Annotated in this window: 17 protein-coding genes; 10 read left to right on the top strand and 7 right to left on the bottom strand. The window is 68.7% G+C overall.

All coding sequences use genetic code 11. The annotated features are described in order from the left end of the window. The 4 genes from K6I34_RS13810 to K6I34_RS13825 form a co-directional block, all read right to left on the bottom strand. The coding region (locus K6I34_RS13810; protein ID WP_229325789.1) for an HhH-GPD-type base excision DNA repair protein at positions 1-458 on the bottom strand (458 nt) is incomplete at its 3' end. 49 nt (positions 459-507) lie between these two features. Further along, entirely contained in the window at positions 508-642 is a 135-nt protein-coding gene (locus tag K6I34_RS13815) for a DUF6126 family protein (protein ID WP_220788401.1), read from the bottom strand. 134 nt (positions 643-776) lie between these two features. Beyond that, a complete protein-coding gene (locus K6I34_RS13820; protein ID WP_229325791.1) occupies positions 777-983 on the bottom strand; it encodes a DUF5988 family protein in 207 nt (68 codons plus the stop codon). A gap of 160 nt (positions 984-1,143) precedes the next feature. Further along, positions 1,144-2,385 carry a serine hydrolase gene (locus K6I34_RS13825; RefSeq protein ID WP_229325792.1) on the bottom strand — a complete coding sequence of 414 codons (1,242 nt, stop codon included), beginning with the start codon at positions 2,383-2,385 and terminating at the stop codon, positions 1,144-1,146. A gap of 1,339 nt (positions 2,386-3,724) precedes the next feature. Here K6I34_RS13825 and K6I34_RS13830 point away from each other — a divergent pair. The 8 genes from K6I34_RS13830 to upp all read left to right on the top strand — a co-directional run bounded on the left by K6I34_RS13830 (position 3,725) and on the right by upp (position 12,634). Continuing rightward, positions 3,725-7,579, top strand: a complete 3,855-nt coding sequence (locus tag K6I34_RS13830) for an amino acid adenylation domain-containing protein (protein ID WP_308294001.1) — start codon at positions 3,725-3,727, stop codon at positions 7,577-7,579. Then, positions 7,566-7,790 (top strand): tautomerase PptA, encoded by a 225-nt coding sequence (pptA, locus tag K6I34_RS38645; RefSeq protein ID WP_308294002.1) that lies wholly within the window; start codon positions 7,566-7,568, stop codon positions 7,788-7,790. The genes K6I34_RS13830 and pptA overlap by 14 nt, the downstream gene beginning before the upstream one ends. A 174-nt stretch (positions 7,791-7,964) precedes the next feature. Next, positions 7,965-8,903 carry a pseudouridine-5'-phosphate glycosidase gene (locus K6I34_RS13835; protein WP_229325795.1) on the top strand — a complete coding sequence of 313 codons (939 nt, stop codon included), beginning with the start codon at positions 7,965-7,967 and terminating at the stop codon, positions 8,901-8,903. 47 nt (positions 8,904-8,950) lie between these two features. After that, positions 8,951-9,634, top strand: a complete 684-nt coding sequence (locus tag K6I34_RS13840; RefSeq protein ID WP_229325797.1) for an HAD family hydrolase — start codon at positions 8,951-8,953, stop codon at positions 9,632-9,634. A gap of 2 nt (positions 9,635-9,636) precedes the next feature. Continuing rightward, positions 9,637-10,224 carry a DMT family transporter gene (locus K6I34_RS13845; RefSeq protein WP_229325798.1) on the top strand — a complete coding sequence of 196 codons (588 nt, stop codon included), beginning with the start codon at positions 9,637-9,639 and terminating at the stop codon, positions 10,222-10,224. Between the two features lie 3 nt (positions 10,225-10,227). Then, entirely contained in the window at positions 10,228-10,689 is a 462-nt protein-coding gene (locus K6I34_RS13850) for a DMT family transporter (protein ID WP_229325800.1), read from the top strand. Continuing rightward, a complete protein-coding gene (locus tag K6I34_RS13855; protein ID WP_229325802.1) occupies positions 10,686-11,885 on the top strand; it encodes a questin oxidase family protein in 1,200 nt (399 codons plus the stop codon). Before K6I34_RS13850 ends, K6I34_RS13855 begins: the two co-directional genes overlap by 4 nt. Before the next feature lie 119 nt (positions 11,886-12,004). Next, the gene (gene upp, locus K6I34_RS13860) at positions 12,005-12,634 is read left to right on the top strand and encodes a uracil phosphoribosyltransferase (RefSeq protein WP_374230917.1); all 630 of its coding nucleotides are present in this window, start codon (positions 12,005-12,007) and stop codon (positions 12,632-12,634) included. Between the two features lie 121 nt (positions 12,635-12,755). Here upp and K6I34_RS13865 read toward each other — a convergent pair whose 3' ends face one another. Beyond that, positions 12,756-13,523 (bottom strand): class I SAM-dependent methyltransferase, encoded by a 768-nt coding sequence (locus K6I34_RS13865; protein ID WP_229325806.1) that lies wholly within the window; start codon positions 13,521-13,523, stop codon positions 12,756-12,758. A 121-nt stretch (positions 13,524-13,644) separates the two neighbouring features. Continuing rightward, positions 13,645-14,166, bottom strand: coding sequence for a C40 family peptidase (locus K6I34_RS13870; protein WP_229325808.1), 522 nt, complete (start codon positions 14,164-14,166; stop codon positions 13,645-13,647). 290 nt (positions 14,167-14,456) lie between these two features. On the opposite strand from K6I34_RS13870, the gene K6I34_RS13875 reads away from it, so the two are divergent. Both K6I34_RS13875 and K6I34_RS13880 read left to right on the top strand, forming a co-directional pair. Continuing rightward, complete coding sequence (locus K6I34_RS13875) at positions 14,457-15,287, top strand: ZIP family metal transporter (protein WP_229325810.1); 831 nt, start codon at positions 14,457-14,459, stop codon at positions 15,285-15,287. A 231-nt stretch (positions 15,288-15,518) separates the two neighbouring features. Further along, positions 15,519-15,944, top strand: a complete 426-nt coding sequence (locus K6I34_RS13880) for a hypothetical protein (protein ID WP_229325812.1) — start codon at positions 15,519-15,521, stop codon at positions 15,942-15,944. Positions 15,945-16,122: 178 nt separating this feature from the next. Here K6I34_RS13880 and K6I34_RS13885 read toward each other — a convergent pair. Next, on the bottom strand, positions 16,123-17,188 hold a 1,066-nt coding region (locus K6I34_RS13885; RefSeq protein ID WP_229325814.1), incomplete at its 5' end, for a hypothetical protein.

The raw sequence follows: 17,188 nt of genomic DNA on the forward strand, positions 1-17,188 counted from the left end.
TCCTCGCGCCAGCCCCGCGGGGTCACCCCCAGCTGCTTGCCCAGCAGCGCGAGGAAGATCCGCGCCTTCTGCTCGCCGAACCCGGGCAGCCCCTTCAGCCGCTCCAGCAGCTCCGCGCCGCTCCCGGCACCCCGCCACACCGCACTGGCGTCACCCTCGTAGTGCTCGACCAGGAACTGGCACAGCTGCTGGATCCGCTTGGCCATGGAGCCCGGGTAGCGGTGCACCGCGGGTTTCTCCGACAGCAGCGCGGCGAACTCCTCCGGGCCGTACGAGGCGATCTCGTACGCGTCCAGGTCGTCCCGCCCCATCCGCCGGGCGATGGTGTACGGGCCGGAGAACGCCCACTCCATGGGCACCTGCTGATCGAGCAGCATGCCGACCAGCGCGGCGAGCGGGCTCCTGCCGAGCAACTCGTCGGCCTCCGGCTGCTGGGCGAGATGAAGGGTGATGTCCATGCCCCGATGATCACCCCGGAGTGGCCCCGCGGACCGCTCCCACGCCCCGCTACTTGTCGCCGCCGCCGATGTAGAACAGCAGGAGGATGAAGCCGGCGAAGAGGTGCGTGACGAAGACGTAGATGAGGACGCGCATGGCGACCGCTTTCTCGCGCCACTTCTCGCTGCTGTTGTCGGCAGCCATGAACGGGCCTCCCTCGTCTCGCCGCGGCCCTGATGATCCCCGCCATTCTATCGCCGGGGTGTTCGATCACCGATGTCAGCCAGGGCGACCAGGGGGGATGGGGAAGCGGCGGCGCGGGGGCAGGCCCGTTCCGGTTACTCCGCGATCTCCGTCCGCTCCCACCACTCGTAGACGGGCAGCCGTCCTGCCTCGGTCTCCTCGTAGCGCGACGTCACCTTGAAGTGCTCGTATCCGGCACGGAACCGGATCTTCAGCTCGGACCCGGGCGGGGTGATCGGGACGATCCGCTCCGGCAGCTCGTCCGGGCCGCCCACGAGGAGCGCTTTGGCAGGGGTACTCATGCCCCAGTCTTCCCACAGAACCGTGGACCACCGCTTCCCGGCACGCCGACGGCCGCCGACCCCGGACGCCGGATCTTCCGTGCGGGCCGTTGACGCCGGTGGTGTGACGCCAACGGCATCAACGGCGTGGCGTCGACGTCGTGGCGTCGGTGGTGTGACGTCAGTGGCGCGGCGCCTTCGTGTCGGGCGCCTTCGTTATCGCGTCGGCTATGCGCAGCGTCATCTGCTGCTGGGTGCTGTCCCGGTGCGTCGGGTTGAAGGAGTAGACCGCGCGCCGCTGACCGTCCTGCGTGGAGAACATCCCGGAGTTGTACCCGTACCGCTCCCCGGTCTTGCCCCACATCTGGACGCCGTTCAGGGTGACCGTCTGGAGGCCCATGCTGTAGCTGGCGGGGGAGCCGTCGTTCAGCATGTGCACGTCCTTGGACGGCAGTTCGAGCATCTTGTCGAGGGCGGGCTTTGACAGCAGCTTGCCGGAGAACAGCGCGGCGATGAACGTGTCCAGGTCGTCGACAGTGGAGATCATCTCCCCCTCGCCCCAGGCCTCGGACTGGCCGTACTCGGTGACGTCCTTCAGCTTGCCGTCGCTCATGGCCAAGTAGCCGTGCACGTGGGGGCCGTGGATCTTGGTGTCGTTGCCGGGGAAGGACGTGTGCGTCAGGCCCAGAGGGCGCAGGATGCGGGCGTCGATCTCCTTGGCGTACGCGTGGCCCGTCGCCTTCTCGACGACCAGCGCGGCCAGGATGTAGTTGATGCCGCGGTACTCCTGCTTGGTGCCCGGGGTGAACTTGAGCGGCTTGTTGGTCACCAGCGCGACGATGTCCTTGGGCTTCCAGCGGTCGTAGCGGTGCGCGACGATGTCCTCGGGGGTCTTCATCACCGGGACGCCCGGGCCGGATTCGTCACCGAAGCCGCTCGTGTGGTTGAGCAACTCGCCGACGGTCACCCGGGAATACTCCTCCGGCAGCAGTTCGGGCAGATAGGTGCGCACGGGTGCGTCGAGGCTCACCCGGTGCTCCGCGGCGAGCTGCATCATGACCGTGGCGACGAAGACCTTGGTGATGCTGCCCGCGCGGAACTTGTCGTCCGCGTGGACGGCCCGTCCCGTCCGTATGTCGGAGACGCCCGAGGTGCCGTACCACTTCCCGGCCGAGCCGCTCACCCGGAGCTGGGCCCCGGTCGCCTGCGGGTGGTCCAGGTCGGAGATGGCCGCCCGCAGGGCCGTGGGGTCGAGCGGCGGGAGCACCGACGGCGTCCCGGTCGTCCCGGTCGTCCCGGCGACCGTGCTCCCGGCCGGTGCGGGCGCGGCGAAGGCGGCGCTCGCGGGAACGGCGGCGGTCAGGAGCAGGGCGCCGGCGACGGAGGCGCCGATCAGCGAGCGGCGCGACAGGAGGGAAGTCATGACGTCATACTCCGGCGCGGCGCACCCCGAGATCATCCGGGGGAGCCCCGAGAGAACCCGGAGACAACCCTGAGGCGGGTTGGGTGACGGCTCCCGGGGGCGCGGCCCTTCGGAGTTCCCGGACTGTTCGCGCCGGTCGGCCGGTGTGAACCCCCGGTGTCGTGCTGCCATGCGGCAGTCGATTCGATGAATTCTGTACACCGGAATTTCGCCGCCATGGGTGAACGATAATCAACGCTCCGCTTCCATAGGGCAGTTGTTCGCGGTGGGGGCCGACGGGCCTTTGGGGTCGCGTGGCGCCCTTCGGGTGTCCGGCTCCGCATATCCTGCCGTGGAGATTGCCGTCAAGTGATCAATGGGTGTTTTTACGTCGTCTGGAAGGTGCCCTGCATTTACTTCCATTGATCCGTTTTGATCCGTATCGGCCGAAGCCCTGGTGGCAGCGCTCGTTGTCGTCGGGCGTGAGCTTCTGATCAGCCCATACGGGCCCCGGGTGGCCGGAAACGCTGTAGTGGACAACTCTTGACACGTGGGCGGGCCAACCCACAGGATCTGAACACCGGTTCACGGCGAGCCGCGAGCGGAACAGGACCTTCCACTTAAGGTCCCGGCTCCGTCGCGGTCGATCGCCGGTCCGGTCAGTTGCTCATGACATGGGGGGAAGATTCCGGTATGGATCGCATGCCACGAGCTGTCGCGTCCTAGTCCGCCGCGCGAATTCACGCGCTCCGACGACGCTTGACGGTTCTGAAAAACAAGAGGGCTCAGCCGTCGAATTTCACTGAATTCGAATTCGGCGGGAATGTTCGGCGCCGTGTATCTGACGGCCGTATATCTTGACGAGGGCTGCCCGGGGGTGGATGCCGGGTGCTCGCGATCGTCACCGCAAGGGTGTTGCCTGGGGGGCGGCATGAAAGGCCTTGTCGACTTCCATTCGTTCAACTCCTGCCGCATCCAACACAGTTGCTCACTCAGCTCGTCTCGGTGCCGTCGCCAGTGAAGCCGACGGCGGGAGCCGATGCCCGACAGGGCCCGGCAGCAGGCGGCCACGGCCGCGTGCCGCGCCCGGCACTCATGCCCTGTGCCGCTCCGCGCCCCGGCGTGTGTGGCGCGGCGGCCTCGGACCGGTACCGCCTCGCGCGGCGCGCGACGGCATTCCCGTGCCGTGCGGCTTCGGGTGCCCTTTCACGTGTTCCGGAACGCGTCGCCACAGGGCCCGTCGCCCCGTGTCGCGGTGGCGGACGGCCCTGGCAGCGACAGCCGCCCAGGCGTGCCGTGTTCCTCCGGTCCCGCGGGCAGGGCCGACGGGCAGAACCTGGTCACTAAGGAGTTCAGCGAATTGGACCGCGCATTCTCCGGAGGCGAAATCCTCCCCGAACTGCTCCGGGCACAGGTGCGGACGCGGCCGGACGCCGTCGCCGTCGTCCACGCGAAAGGAACCCTGAGCTACCGCGAACTCGGCATACGCAGCACGGAACTTGCCGCGTTCCTACGAAGAATCGGTTCGGCGGGCGACGACTGTGTCGGCCTGTTCGTCGAACCGTCCCTGGAGCTGATGGTCGGCGCCTGGGGCATTCTCTTCGCCGGCTCCGCCTATCTGCCGCTGTCACCGGAGTATCCCGAGGAGCGGCTCCGCTACATGATCGAGGACGCGGGCGTCACCGTCGTCTTCGCCCAGGAACACCTCAAGCACAGGCTCACCGAACTCGCCCCGCACGGCACGCGGATCGTCACGCCGGCGGATGTCGAGGAATGGGCCGCGGCCCGGGACGCCGAAGGACGGGAAGAGCCCGTCCCGGACCCCCGTCCGAACGATCTGGCGTACGTCATCTACACCTCCGGCAGCACCGGCAAGCCGAAGGGCGTGATGATCGAGCACCGCAGCATCGTCAGCCAGATGCGCTGGCTGCACGAGACCTACGGCATCGGCCCGGACAAGACCGTCCTCCAGAAGACGCCGATGAGTTTCGACGCGGCGCAATGGGAGATCCTGGCCCCCGCCTGCGGCAGCAGGGTCGTCATGGGTGCAACCGGCATCTACCGCGATCCCGAGCAATTGATCGAGACGATCGCCGAGCACGGCGTCACCACGCTCCAGTGCGTGCCGACGCTGCTCCAGGCGCTGCTGGACACCGAGGAACTGCACACCTGCACCTCGCTCGGCCAGATCTTCAGCGGCGGCGAGGCACTCACCCGGAATCTCGCCGTGGAGTGCCTGGAGACCATGCCGCACGTCCAGCTCGTCAACGTGTACGGCCCGACGGAGTGCACCATCAACTCCTCCGCCTTCACGGTGGACCGGGACACCGTCAAGGAGGGGCCGCACGCGATATCGATCGGCGCGCCCGTGCACGGGACCGAGTACGTCATTCTCGACGAGGAACTGTCGCCGGTGGCCGCGGGGGAGATCGGCGAGCTCTACATCGGCGGGATCCAGCTGGCGCGCGGATATCTGCACCGCCCGGACCTGACGGCGGACCGGTTCGTGGAACACCCGCTCGCCGCGGGCGGCCGCGGCGGACGCCTCTACCGCACCGGCGACCTGGCCCACTGGAACGCCGACGGCACGGTCCAGTTCGCGGGCCGTACGGACAACCAGGTGAAGCTGCGGGGTTTCCGCGTCGAACTGGACGAGATTCGGCTGGCGATCGAGACCCACGACTGGGTGAAGAACGCGGCGGTCATCGTGAAGAACGACCCGCGCACCGGTTTCCAGAACCTGATCTCCTTCATCGAGCTGAACCCCAAGGAAGCCGCGCTGATGGACCAGGGCAACCACGGCGCCCACCATCAGTCGAAGAAGAACAAGCTCCAGGTGAAGGCCCAGCTCGCGAACATGGGCTGCCGGGAGCCCGGGGAAGTCGAGGGCAAGGAGGCATTCGACCTGCCCGGCCGGGAAGCCACCGCCGAACAGCGCCGCCGCGTCTTCGCCCGCAAGACCTACCGTTTCTACGAGGGCGGCGAGGTCGAGCAGGCCGACATTCTCCGCCTCCTCGAACGGAAGACCGGCGGCACAGGACCGCGCGAGCTCGCCACCCTGGGATTCGCCGAATTCGGGGAGATCCTCCGCTGGTTCGGCCAGTACCTGAGCGAGGAACGGCTGCTGGCGAAGTACGGATACGCCTCGCCGGGATCGCTCTACGCGACACAGATGTACCTGGAGCTGTCCGGCGTCGCCGGCCTGCGGCCGGGCTTCTACTACTACCACCCGGTGCAGCACCGGCTGGTGCTGATCGACGAGGCGCCCGCCACCGCGGAACCGTGCCTCAAGGTCCACTTCATGGGCAAGAAGCGCGCCATCGAACCGGTCTACAAGAACAACATCCAGGAAGTCCTGGAGATCGAGACCGGCCACATGGTCGCCCTCTTCGAGGAGATCCTCCCCGCCCACGGGCTGAACATCCAGGACCTGGAGTACGCGCCCGCCGTCCGCGGCCACCTGGACTGCGCCGACGAGGACTACTACCTCGGCACGTACGGGATATCCCCGCGCGCGGTGCCCCGGCCGTACGACCTGCTGGACGTCTATGTCCAGGCCCACCCCGGAAAGGTCCGGGACCTCCCCGCGGGCCAGTACCGCTTTTCCGGCGGCGCCCTGGAGCGGGTGTCCGACGAGCTGGTCCTCAAGAAGCACGTCATCGCCATCAACCAGGCGGTCTACGAGCGGGCCAGTATCGGGATCACGGTCATGAGCCGGACCGCCGACGACTGGCGGAGCTATATCGATCTCGGGCGCCGCCTCCAGCAGCTGGAGATGAACGACGTCGATCTCGGCTTCATGTCCTCGGGCTACAGCTCCAGGTCCGGGGACGACCTTCCGTCGCACAAGAGGATGCGCGACATCCTCGCCGCCCGCGGTGAGGAAGCGGGCCCCTCCTATTTCTGCGTCGGCGGCCGGGTGAGCGAGGAACAGCTCCGCAGCGAGGGGATGAAGGAGGACCTCGTCCATATGAAGGGACCGGCCGAGCTGGTCCGGGACGACCTGAGCACCTTCCTGCCGGACTACATGATGCCCAACCGGGTCCTGGTGCTGGACCGGATGCCGCTCACCGCCAATGGCAAGGTCGACTTCAAGGCCCTCGCCGAACGGGACGTGGAACTCGTCGACCGGCCCTACGTGGCCCCGCGCTCGGAGACCGAGAAGCGTGTCGCCGAACTCTGGGAGAAGGGCCTGAAGCGGGACGCCGTGTCCGTCCAGGACGACTTCTTCGAGTCCGGGGGCAATTCTCTGATCGCGGTCTCCCTGATCAACAGGATCAACCGGGAGTTCGGCTGCTCGTTGCCCCTCCAGGTGCTCTTCGAGTCCCCGACCGTGGAAAAGCTGGCCCGTCAGGTCGACGACGCCGGTGCCGCTGCCTCTTCCCGCCTCGTGCGGCTGCGCAGGAAGGGCACGCAGAGCCCCGTGTTCTGCTGGCCCGGGCTCGGCGGATACACCATGAACCTCCGGCTGCTGGCCGAGCGCGCCGACACCGGACGGCCCTTCTACGGGGTGCAGGCGCACGGCATCAACGAGAACGAGACGCCCTACGCCACCATCAAGGAGATGGCCGCGGCCGACATCCGGGAGATCCGGCGCGTCCAGCCCGAGGGGCCGTACACACTCTGGGGATATTCCTTCGGGGCCCGGGTCGCCTTCGAGACCGCGTACCAGCTGGAACAGGCCGGGGAGCGGGTGGAGAACCTCTTCCTCATCGCCCCGGGCAACCCGAAGGTGCGCATGTCGGGCGCGAGCGAGGGCAGCCGGGTGGCCTCCTATGCCAACAGGACGTATGTGACGATTCTGTTCTCCGTCTTCGCGGGCGCCATTTCCGGGCCGCTGCTGGAGAAGTGCCTGGAGGCCGCCCACGACGACGAGAGTTTCGCCGCGTTCGTCGCAGAGAACTTCGAGGGCCTCGACCCCGCGCTGGTACGCCGCGTGATCCGGATCGTGCACCGCACGTACTCCTTCGAGTACGCCTTCCACGAGCTCGCCGAACGGCGGCTCGACGCGCCCGTGACCCTCTTCAAGGCGCAGGGCGACGACTACTCGTTCATCGAGAACAGCAGCGGATATTCGGCCGCCGAGCCGACCGTGGTCGACCTCGACGCCGACCACTACAGCATGCTCAAGGACCCCGGTGTCGAAGAGCTCGTGGAGCGGATCACCGACCGCGTCCGGGCCGTGAGAGAGCAGGAGAACTATGCCGCACGTTGATGTCAGACATTTCCCGGCGGAGCTGACGGAGATTCAGAAGACTGTTCTGGCCGCGGAGATCACGGCTGCCGTGCAGAAGGCGTTCGGGTGCGACCCCGGGGTGGTCTCGATCGCGCTGGAGCCGGTCGCGGAAGCCGACTGGAACGAGCGCGTCTACGGCCCCGATATCGAGGGCCGCAAGGACCTGCTCATCAAGACGCCGAACTACTGACGCCGAACTACTGACGCCGAACTACTGACGCCGAACTACTGACGCCGAACTACTGACGCCGAACTACTGACGCCGAACTACTGACGTCGGAGACCACCGCGAGCGGTCGGCGGCGACCGGGCCTTCCGGCCGCCGCCCGGCCCGCCGCCCCCTCACGCGAAACGAGAAGCGACAGTGCGCAACAACCACGAGAACGTCCCGCTGGTCTTCACCGAAGAGGTGTCCGACGCCCTCGCCTCCGGCCTGCCGGTCGTGGCCCTGGAGTCGAATGTCATCACCCACGGGCTGCAGTACCCCGAGAACGCGGAGACCGCCCGGAAAGTGGAGGCGGCGGTGCGGGCCGGCGGTTCGGTCCCGGCCACGATCGGCGTCGAGAACGGCCGCATCCTGGTCGGCATGACCGACGCGGACATCGAGCGATTCGCGTCGACCCCGGGAATTCCCAAGGTCAGCAGCAGGGACATGGGCATCGTGCTCGCACGGGGCGGCATGGGCGCCACCACGGTCGCCTCCTCACTGGTGGCCGCGGACCTGGCGGGCATCCCGTTCTTCGCCTCCGCGGGAATCGGCGGTGTGCACCGGGGCGCGGAGCGCTCCATGGACATCTCCTCGGACCTCGTCCAGTTCACCCGCTCCAAGGTGGCCGTGGTCTGCGCCGGCGCCAAGAACATCCTCGACCTCGGGCTGACCCTGGAATTCCTGGAGACGCACTGCGTGCCGCTCGTCTCCTACCGGTCCGACGACTTCCCGGCCTTCTACTGCCTCTCCAGCGGATTCCGCAGCCCGCACCGGATGGACGACGAGACGGAGATCGCCCGGGCCATCGAGACGCACTGGGCCCTGGGCAACGACAACGGCTTCCTGGTCACCAGCCCCATCGGGGCCGAGGACGCCATCGACAGCCGCGAGGTCGAGCAGGCCATCGAGGACGCGATCGTCGCCGCGGAAAAGGACGGGGTGCGCGGCAACGCCATCACCAAGTACCTCATGCGCGCGGTGGACAAGGTGACCGAGGGGCGGTCCGCCAAGGCGAACATGGCGGTCCTCATCAGCACGGCGGAGGCCGCGGGCCGTATCGCCGCCGCGCACGCCGCGCTCCTCCGGACGAATTGAAGAACCGAAGCGACCGGAATCCGATCGCGAGTCCCGAAAGGACCGAGATGACAGACGTCGTGGTCTTCGACCTGGACGGCACGCTCGTCGACACGCCCCGCGCCATCGTGGAGACCTTCACCGCCGCTTTCGCGGCCATGGATGCCGATGCCCCGGACCCGGCCGCCGTCCGGGCGACCATCGGACTGCCCCTGGAGCAGGCGTTCGGCAAACTGCTGGGCATTCCGCTGGACGACGAACGCGTTGCCGAGGGCGTGGCGCAGTACCAGCGGCTGTTCCGGGAAATCATCCTCCCCAGATCCCGGGAACTCCTCTTTCCCGGCGTCGCGGACGGCCTCGCGGAACTCCACCGTCAGGGATTCACGCTGACGGTGGCGACGAGCAAGTTCTACGCGAGCGCCGACGCGCTGCTGACGGCGGCCGGCCTGCGCGACCTGTTCTCCGTCGTGATCGGTGCCGACCAGGTGTCCAGGCCGAAGCCGGACCCCGAATCCGGCCGTGCCGTCATGACGGAGCTGGGCATCGGTCCCGGCCAGGCCGTGATGGTGGGGGACACGACCCATGACCTGCTGATGGCCAAGGGCGCCGGAATGCGGTCGATCGCGGTCACCTACGGAATCCACGGCCGTGAGGAACTGGCCACGGCCGACCCCACCTGGACCGCCGACACCTTCGACGAGGTCCTGGCGTGCATACGCGCCGCTTTCCCCGGCATCCGCGAGGGCCGATAACCGTGCTCGGACGGTCGGCCGACTGGATCCTGGGCATCGCCGGGGGCGTACTCCTCGCGCTGATGACCCACTACAACGGCATCCTGGCGAATCACACGTCGTCGGTCTTCGGGTCGTGGGTGGCCCACGGCCTGGGCGCCGTGGTCGCCCTCGTCCTCGTCGTGCTGACCGGCAGGGCATTGCGTCCCGGCCGCAAAGCGGCGGGCGGCGGGAACGGCCCGGCCGGGGAAAGAGAAGGCAGGGAAGGAAAGGACGAGGCCGGAAACGCAGGGGCCGGAAACGCAGAGGCCGGAAAAGGCGGGAGGGGGAGCGGGAGTGGCAGCGGGCAGCGGGCCGCCGCACCGCTCTGGTCCTACCTGGGCGGCATTCCCGGTGCCTTCACCGTGATGCTGGCCTCCATCGCGGTCAACAGCGACCTGGAGCTCTCCGGCACCATCGCGCTCATGCTCGTCGGCCAGGTGCTGTTCGGCATCGTCTCGGACTCCTTCGGCCTGTTCGGCACTCCCCGGCGCCGACTGGTGCTCGCGGACTTCCTCGTCGTGCTGTCGGTCCTCGCGGGCAGCGCGCTCATCATCTTCGGCGGGGCGTGACCGATGCTTCCCTACATCCTGCTGGCCTTCCTGAACGGCGCGATCATCGGCACGAGCCGGGCCGTCAACGGCAAACTGAGCACAAAGGTCGGCCCGTTCAAGGCATCCCTGTGGAACCACGTCGTCGGATTCCTCTTCCTCACGCTCGTCCTGCTCGTGATGAACGACTGGAAATTCGACGAGGCCGGCTCCGCGCCCTTCACCGCCTACCTCGGCGGTTTCTTCGGCGCGCTCTTCGTAGCCGTCAACAGCTATGTGTTCCCGAGGCTCGGGGCGATGACCGCCGCCCTGATGGTGATCAGCGGCCAGATGATCACCGCGGTGCTCATCGACTACCAGAGCCGGGACGAGGCACCCGGCGCACTCCGCTGCCTGGGGGTCGTCATCGTCATCGCGGGCGTCTACCTGTCCAGAGTGGTGAGCGCCTCCCAGCAGGCCTCCCAGCAAGAAAGGCAAGACACATGACGGACACCACCGTCGTCGAGGAACTGCTCAACGACCGTACGTATCACATCGAGTTCAATGGGCACCTCAGCAACCACGTCAAGCACGCGGTCATCGCCCTGGACGGGCTCGGCGCGACTCCCGAGCAGATCAAGGCGTATTACGAGAGCTATGCCGAGCTCACCACGTACGGCTATGGCCTGGAGCCGCCGCGTGTGTCGAAGTACGAGATCACCGAGGAGAACTGGCGCGAGCACCTCGGCGAGCGCAGCAGCTTCTCCGCCTATTGCGACTTCTTCGACCGTCGCGAGAAGGAGCTCGGCACCGACGAACTCCTGCGGCGCTACGTGCCGGAGCTGCTGCCCGGCTGGGTCGGCGCCTTCACCCACGCCACCATTCACCTGGGCTGGGCCATCGACGCGGGAAACCGGTGGATGACCGTCGAGGGCCTCGCCTACATGGCGTTCTCGTACGTCTCGTGCCACCCGGAGCGGGCAGAGGGGAAGGGCGAGGGGAGCGAGGGCGAGCAGGCCGTCGATTCCCTGCTGCGGATCGCCGGTGCCTGGGACGACGACCGTGAAGCGCTCCGGAACTGGGTCCGGGAACTCGTCGGGGACACCGCCGTCGGTATCGCCGAGGGAATTCACCCGGAACTCGCGCGCTCCGGCCTGCAGTACCGCATCGCCAGGCTGCTCGGCGCCGGGCACCCGCTGATCTACCGCACCCCGGCGTGGATCGACGACCAGGACGTCGAGGAGAGCTGGGAACAGCTCTACTACGTGGTGTCCCTGCTGTATCTGGCAGTGCCGGGCGATTTCGTCCTGCTGCATCTGATCACCTCGCTGCACGCGATGGAGCAGATCGCCGGAAAGCTGCCCGACGACCAGCGGAAGCATGTCGTGAAGTGCTTCTGGACCGGGATGCTGTGCGTCATCTTCTCCGGCGCCGACTTCCCGGAGCGGAAGAAGCTGGCGGGCCTCCACGCGGCATTCCGGGACGCGGTCGACGCGGACGCCCCGGAGATCTGGGAACACGACTGGCGGCTGACCGTTCTCCGTGCCTTCGAGGAGGACGAGGAGCACAACCCGAAGCTCGTGTACGTGACGCGCCGGGTGTGGGAGCGCACCGGCCGCAGGTCGGTCTACCGCGCGGCGGGCACGCAGTTCACGGTGACGCCGGGACTTCCCCCGTCCTTCGAGCAGCCGCCGACGGAATAGACGAGAACACGGGAAACACGGGAACACGAGAAACACGCGTGGGGAGAGGAAGCACCATGACCAGCACGACCGGGGCGACGGAGCAGACCGTGTCGATCGAGGAATACCTCGGCAGGAATGTGCACCTGCTGCCGCAGACGAACCAGCTGCGGGCCCTGCACACGGTCATCCGTGACCGCAATGCCAGCCGGGAGGACTTCGTCTTCTACTCGGAGCGCATCATCCGCATGCTGATCGAGGCGGGCCTGGACCTGCTGCCCTTCGAGGAGCACGTGGTCGAGACCCCCGTCGGCAGGGAGTACAAGGGCCTGCGGTTCGCCGGGAAACTCTGCGGGGTGCCGATCATCCGCGCGGGCGAGAGCATGGAGGCCGAACTCCGCACCGTCGTCCCGGGAATACGCATCGGCAAGATCCTCATGCAGCGCGACCCGGTGACGAAGCTCCCCAAGCTCTACTACTCGAAGCTTCCCGACGACATCGCCGAGCGGCACGTCCTGATGCTCGAACCCATGCTGGCCACCGGCGGCACCGCGCTCGCCGCCATTCAGCTGCTCCTCGACCACGGGGTGCAGGAGGAGAACATCGTCTTCGTCAACTTCATCACCGTCCCGGAGGGCATCACCGCCGTTTGCGCGCGCTATCCGAAGGTGAGGATCGTGACGTCCTCCATCGAGGAGCGGCTGAACGAGAACGCCTACATGCTCCCGGGCATCGGGGATTTCGGCGACCGGTTCTTCGGCACGGTCTGAAAGGCGCGGGACGGGCGCGGAACGGACGTGCGCGCCGGGGGTACGGGCAGACGGCCTTACGGGGCGTACGGGCTTCACAGGGCGTACGGGCCTTACGGGCACAGGCCCGTACGCCCGGTGCTCAGTCGCGGAAGGGCTTGCGGGCCTCGATCAGGAAACGCGCGGAGTGCGCGACGAAGGGACCCTCGGCCCGAATACTGTCGTGCAGGTCCCGGAGCCGGTCGCGGTACCGCTCGACGGTGAATCCGGGGACCATCCAGATCACCTTCCGCAGGAAATAGACGACGGCGCCGATGTCGAGGAATTCCATCCGCAGGCGCTCGGCGCGCAGGTCCACGACCTCCAGCCCGGCGGCTTCCGCGGCCCGGCGCGCGTCCTCGGGGTCGCGCGCGGTGCGGATCTCCTCCGGCTGCGGCCCGAGGAAGTACTCGACCAGTTCGAAGACGCTGGCGGGCCCCACCTGCTGGGAGAAGTACGTGCCGCCCGGCCGCAGCACCCGGGCGATCTCGTCCCACCAGACGGTCACCGGGTGGCGGCTGGTCACCAGGTCGAACGCGGCGTCGGCGAACGGCAGCGGCGGCTCGTCCTCGTCGGCGACGACGACGGCCCCGCGCGGGTGCAGCAGCGCGGTCGCCCTGGCGACGTTCGGCGGCCAGGACTCGGTGGCCACCATCACCGGGGGGAACTTCGGGGCGGCGGCGAGGACCTCGCCGCCGCCCGTCTGGATGTCCAGCGCCGCGGACGCGCGCGCCAGCCGCTCGCCCATGGCGCGCTGGTATCCCCAGGAAGGACGCTCCTCGGTGGCCCGGCCCTCCAGCCAGGAGAAGTCCCAGCCCGCCACCGATACGGACTCCGCCTCGGCGATCAGGTCCTCGAACGTTCGCGACATAGGGGGATCATCGCCGTGAATCGACGGCCCCGCCACCGGATAATCCGTGCTGGTGGGGCAGGCATGCCGGTGGAGCAGGGGATGCCGGTGGCGGGGCGGTCGGCGGCGGGTCCGGCCGGTATTACGGGCGGCCGAAGCCCGTGAAGAGCGGGTTGTCGTCGTAGGACTCGTACCGGACGGTCGTCCCCACGCGCGGTGCGTGGATCATGAGGTGCTTCTCGGCGTCGGCCACGATGCCCACGTGATCGCCGTTCACGAAGAAGACCAGGTCACCCTTGCGCACCTGGCTCGCGGTGAGGTGGGTGGAGCGCTGCCACTGCTCCTGCGAGGTGCGGGGGATGCCGACGCCCGCGGCGGCGTACGCGGCCTGCGTCAGGCCGGGGGAGTCGAAGGAGTCGGGTCCGGTCGCCCCGTACATGTACGGCTTGCCCTGTTGCTGCGCGGCGAAGGCGACGGCCTTGGCGGCCTGCTGCGGAGTCACGGTCTTCACGGCGGCCTTGGCCTGGTGAGTGGTGCTGGTGGCGGCGCCGGAGCCGTGGGCCGCGGCGTTCGCCGGGGCGGCGACGGACACGGCCAGTGCGGCGGCACCGGCGAGCGCCGCGGCGCGGATGACGGCCTTCCGCGGCATCGGGCGTATGGACATGTGGTCCCCGTTCCTCATGGGTGCGCTGAAGCGACGTCAGTTTCACCCATGGGTCTGACAACCGGCGGTCGGTGCGGCCCGATCGCCCCCATGGGCAGGATCAAGCCACCTCGAACGCGTGACCATGGGACATGAGGTCTGGCTTGCCCTTCCGGAAAGCCGCTGGTATTGCCCCGGTCCCCGAGGTAATGGCTCTCCAAAAAACCATGACCGAGGTGTTGTTAGGCATTCCTAAGCTGGCTTGAATGTGCGCCACCGCACCCCCCACTCCCCTGCACCGCGGAGTACCCATGTCCAGCTCGAACATCGCCCTGCTGGGTGCCATCGCAGGATTCACCATCTACCTCGGGCTGCCCGTGGGGCGGCTGCGCAGGCCCACACCACGCCTCAAGGCGGGCCTGAACGCCACGGCCATCGGCATCCTGATCTTCCTCGTGTGGGACGTCCTGACCCACGCCTGGGAGCCCGTCGACGGCGCGCTCGGCGACCATCGCTGGGGCAAGGCCGCCTCCGGCGGCGCCGTCCTGGCCACCGGACTCGCCGTCGGGCTCGTCGGACTCGTCGCGTACGACGCCTGGACCCTGCGCCGCCGGAACGCCGCCGCGGCCCGGCCGGACGGCCCCGGTGCCGTCGCGGTGGCGGGGCGGGGCGGGACTCCCCGTACGCAGGCCGGGGAGCTCGCGCTGATGATCGCGACCGGCATCGGCCTGCACAACTTCGCCGAGGGCCTGGCCATCGGCAACTCGGCCGCCGAAGGGGAGCTCTCCCTCGCCCTCCTGCTCGTCATCGGGTTCGGCCTGCACAACGCCACCGAGGGCTTCGGGATCGTCGCCCCGCTGGCCGCCGAGGGCGAACGCCCGTCCTGGGTCGGCCTGTTCTGGCTCGGCCTCATCGGCGGCGGCCCCACCTTCGTCGGCACGCTCATCGGGCAGCACGTGGTCAACGAAACGCTCTCCATCGCCTTCCTGGGGCTGGCGGCGGGATCGATCCTCTACGTCGTCATCGAACTGCTCGCCGTCGCCCGCAGGGCCGGCCGGAAGGAACTCACCACCTGGTGCGTCCTGTCGGGGATTCTGCTGGGTTTCGCCACGGACGCCGTCGTCACGGCGGCCGGCGCCTGACGGGCACCGCGTGCGGGGGCACCGGCAGGGCGGCCGCCGGAGCCCTTGCACAGGTCCTCGCACAGGCCCTTGCACAGGTCTCGTCGCACTACAAGAGCCGATCATCCATATGGAGGAAAGCGATCGGATTCCCTCGCTCTGCGGGCGAGTTGGCGCCAAGAATGCTCCCGCATCACGAGCACGGCTCCTGTGGTCGCGAAGCTCCATGGGAGCCCAAAGCAAGGAGAACGCATGTCTCGCGCATGGACGCGCCGCGTCGCCACGGCGACCGCATCGGCTGCTCTGCTGTCCGGTGTCGCCGCGGCCGGTGGCACCGCCTTCGCCACCCCGGCTCCCCACCCGGCCCCGGCCACCCACACCCACGTACTCCACGGCGAGCCCGCCGGTGAGCACGGCAAGGGCGACAAGGACCACGGCAAGGGCGACAAGGACAAGGGCGAGAAGGGCGAAAAGGGCGAGAAGAAGGGCCTGCACCTCGGCTGGGAGAAGGGCGTCGACAAGAAGAAGGACCATTTCGACGCCAAGGCGCACGTCTGGACGCGCTGGGACGCCGACTCCAAGTCCTACGCCCAGTGGGACGAGCACTCCCACTGCTGGAAGCGCATGGCCAAGGGCCACTGGCAGAAGTGGGACATGAGCCACAAGGCGTGGAAGTAATCCGCGGCTGACTTAACCCTGTTCGCCGTGTCCACGTGCCCTCGGGCACGGTCGGGCATGGCGGGCAGGGTTTCGTGTTGCCGGGGTTCTCGGGGCACTGCGCGTGCGGCTTCCGTCAGTTTCCGTGGCACTGCCCGAGCGCTTTCCGTGCGTTTCCGTGCCACTGCACGGGCGCCCCTCAGTGGTATTCGGCCATCCGGGGGCGCAAGCCCGCGAGCACCAGTGCGGCCGACACGGCGAGCACGCCGGCCGGAACGGCGGGCCAGCCGGAGAGGTCGGCCCGGGTGCGGTCCGTCTCCGCCGTGAAGGCGGCCATGCGCTCACCGGCGTTCGTACCCAGCGTGGTGGAGAAGTCCCAGAAGTCGAAGGCGACGCGTCCCCGGCCTATCTCGGTGAGGACGGTGACGGCCTCGTCCAGCCGCCCGGAAGTCCGCAACTGCCGGAGGCGGACGTTGTCCGCGAGGAAGTTCCCGTAGCGCGTCAGCACGTCGTCGGAGGCCGGTCCGGCCTTGGGGGCGAGCAGGCCGTCCAGGCGGCCGGTGAGGGCGCCGAAGCGCGCGCTGTCGACCGTCGAAGGAGTGGCCTCGACGAACCAGCGGCCCTGTGCGGCCGCCGCCTCCGCCGCGACCGCGCGGGACTCCGCCAGGCGCGTCCACGGCCGCAGCCCGTCCCGCCCCGCTGCCGTCGCCCTGTCCGCCGCCGACAGGAACGACAGCGCGCCCACGGCGGATATCACCACCACCGCCAGAGTGGCCGCCACCAGGGGCGGATTGAGCACCCTGCGGTAGCGGACCGTCAGCCGGAACTGGCAGTGGCCCAGGACCGCCACCGCGGCCGCGCCCGCGCCGCCGACCGCGATCGCCGCGCGTACGGCGTCGTCGTGCGCGCGGGCCTCCGCCGAGGCCGCCTGGCGCCCGTACGTGGTTGCCAGGGCGGTCGCGCCCGGGAGCAGCTCGGCGTGCATCACCTGGCCCGCTTCCGCGGACAGCATGACCGCGGCGGCGGGTGGGTGGCCTGCGGGCCGGTCCGGGGTCTGCTCGTTCTCCTGTGCCGACCGCCCGCTGAGGTCGTCGTACCGGCCGAGCCCGTCCAGCAGGCCCCTGATCCGCGCACCCTCGTCGGCGTCCGCGCCGAGGCGCCGCAGCAGGTCGCTCACCTGCGTACGGCGTTGCTGCGCGGTGAGCAGCGCGAGCAGGCGGTTGCCGACCTCGTACTCCTCCGCGGAGCGGCCGGGCGGCAGGGTC

It is taken from the genome of Streptomyces sp. UNOC14_S4, assembly GCF_020740835.1.
Taxonomy (GTDB): Bacteria; Actinomycetota; Actinomycetes; order Streptomycetales; family Streptomycetaceae; genus Streptomyces.

Bases quoted from the DNA above. Each gene is read 5' to 3' on its own strand.
- K6I34_RS13880 (WP_229325812.1), top strand. From the start codon at position 15,519: ATGTCTCGCGCATGGACGCGCCGCGTCGCCACGGCGACCGCATCGGCT.
- K6I34_RS13825 (WP_229325792.1), bottom strand. From the start codon at position 2,385: ATGACTTCCCTCCTGTCGCGCCGCTCGCTGATCGGCGCCTCCGTCGCC.
- K6I34_RS13820 (WP_229325791.1), bottom strand. From the start codon at position 983: ATGAGTACCCCTGCCAAAGCGCTCCTCGTGGGCGGCCCGGACGAGCTG.
- K6I34_RS13850 (WP_229325800.1), top strand. From the start codon at position 10,228: ATGCTTCCCTACATCCTGCTGGCCTTCCTGAACGGCGCGATCATCGGC.
- K6I34_RS13865 (WP_229325806.1), bottom strand. From the start codon at position 13,523: ATGTCGCGAACGTTCGAGGACCTGATCGCCGAGGCGGAGTCCGTATCG.
- K6I34_RS13815 (WP_220788401.1), bottom strand. From the start codon at position 642: ATGGCTGCCGACAACAGCAGCGAGAAGTGGCGCGAGAAAGCGGTCGCC.
- K6I34_RS13875 (WP_229325810.1), top strand. From the start codon at position 14,457: ATGTCCAGCTCGAACATCGCCCTGCTGGGTGCCATCGCAGGATTCACC.
- K6I34_RS13840 (WP_229325797.1), top strand. From the start codon at position 8,951: ATGACAGACGTCGTGGTCTTCGACCTGGACGGCACGCTCGTCGACACG.
- K6I34_RS13855 (WP_229325802.1), top strand. From the start codon at position 10,686: ATGACGGACACCACCGTCGTCGAGGAACTGCTCAACGACCGTACGTAT.
- K6I34_RS13870 (WP_229325808.1), bottom strand. From the start codon at position 14,166: ATGTCCATACGCCCGATGCCGCGGAAGGCCGTCATCCGCGCCGCGGCG.
- pptA (WP_308294002.1), top strand. From the start codon at position 7,566: ATGCCGCACGTTGATGTCAGACATTTCCCGGCGGAGCTGACGGAGATT.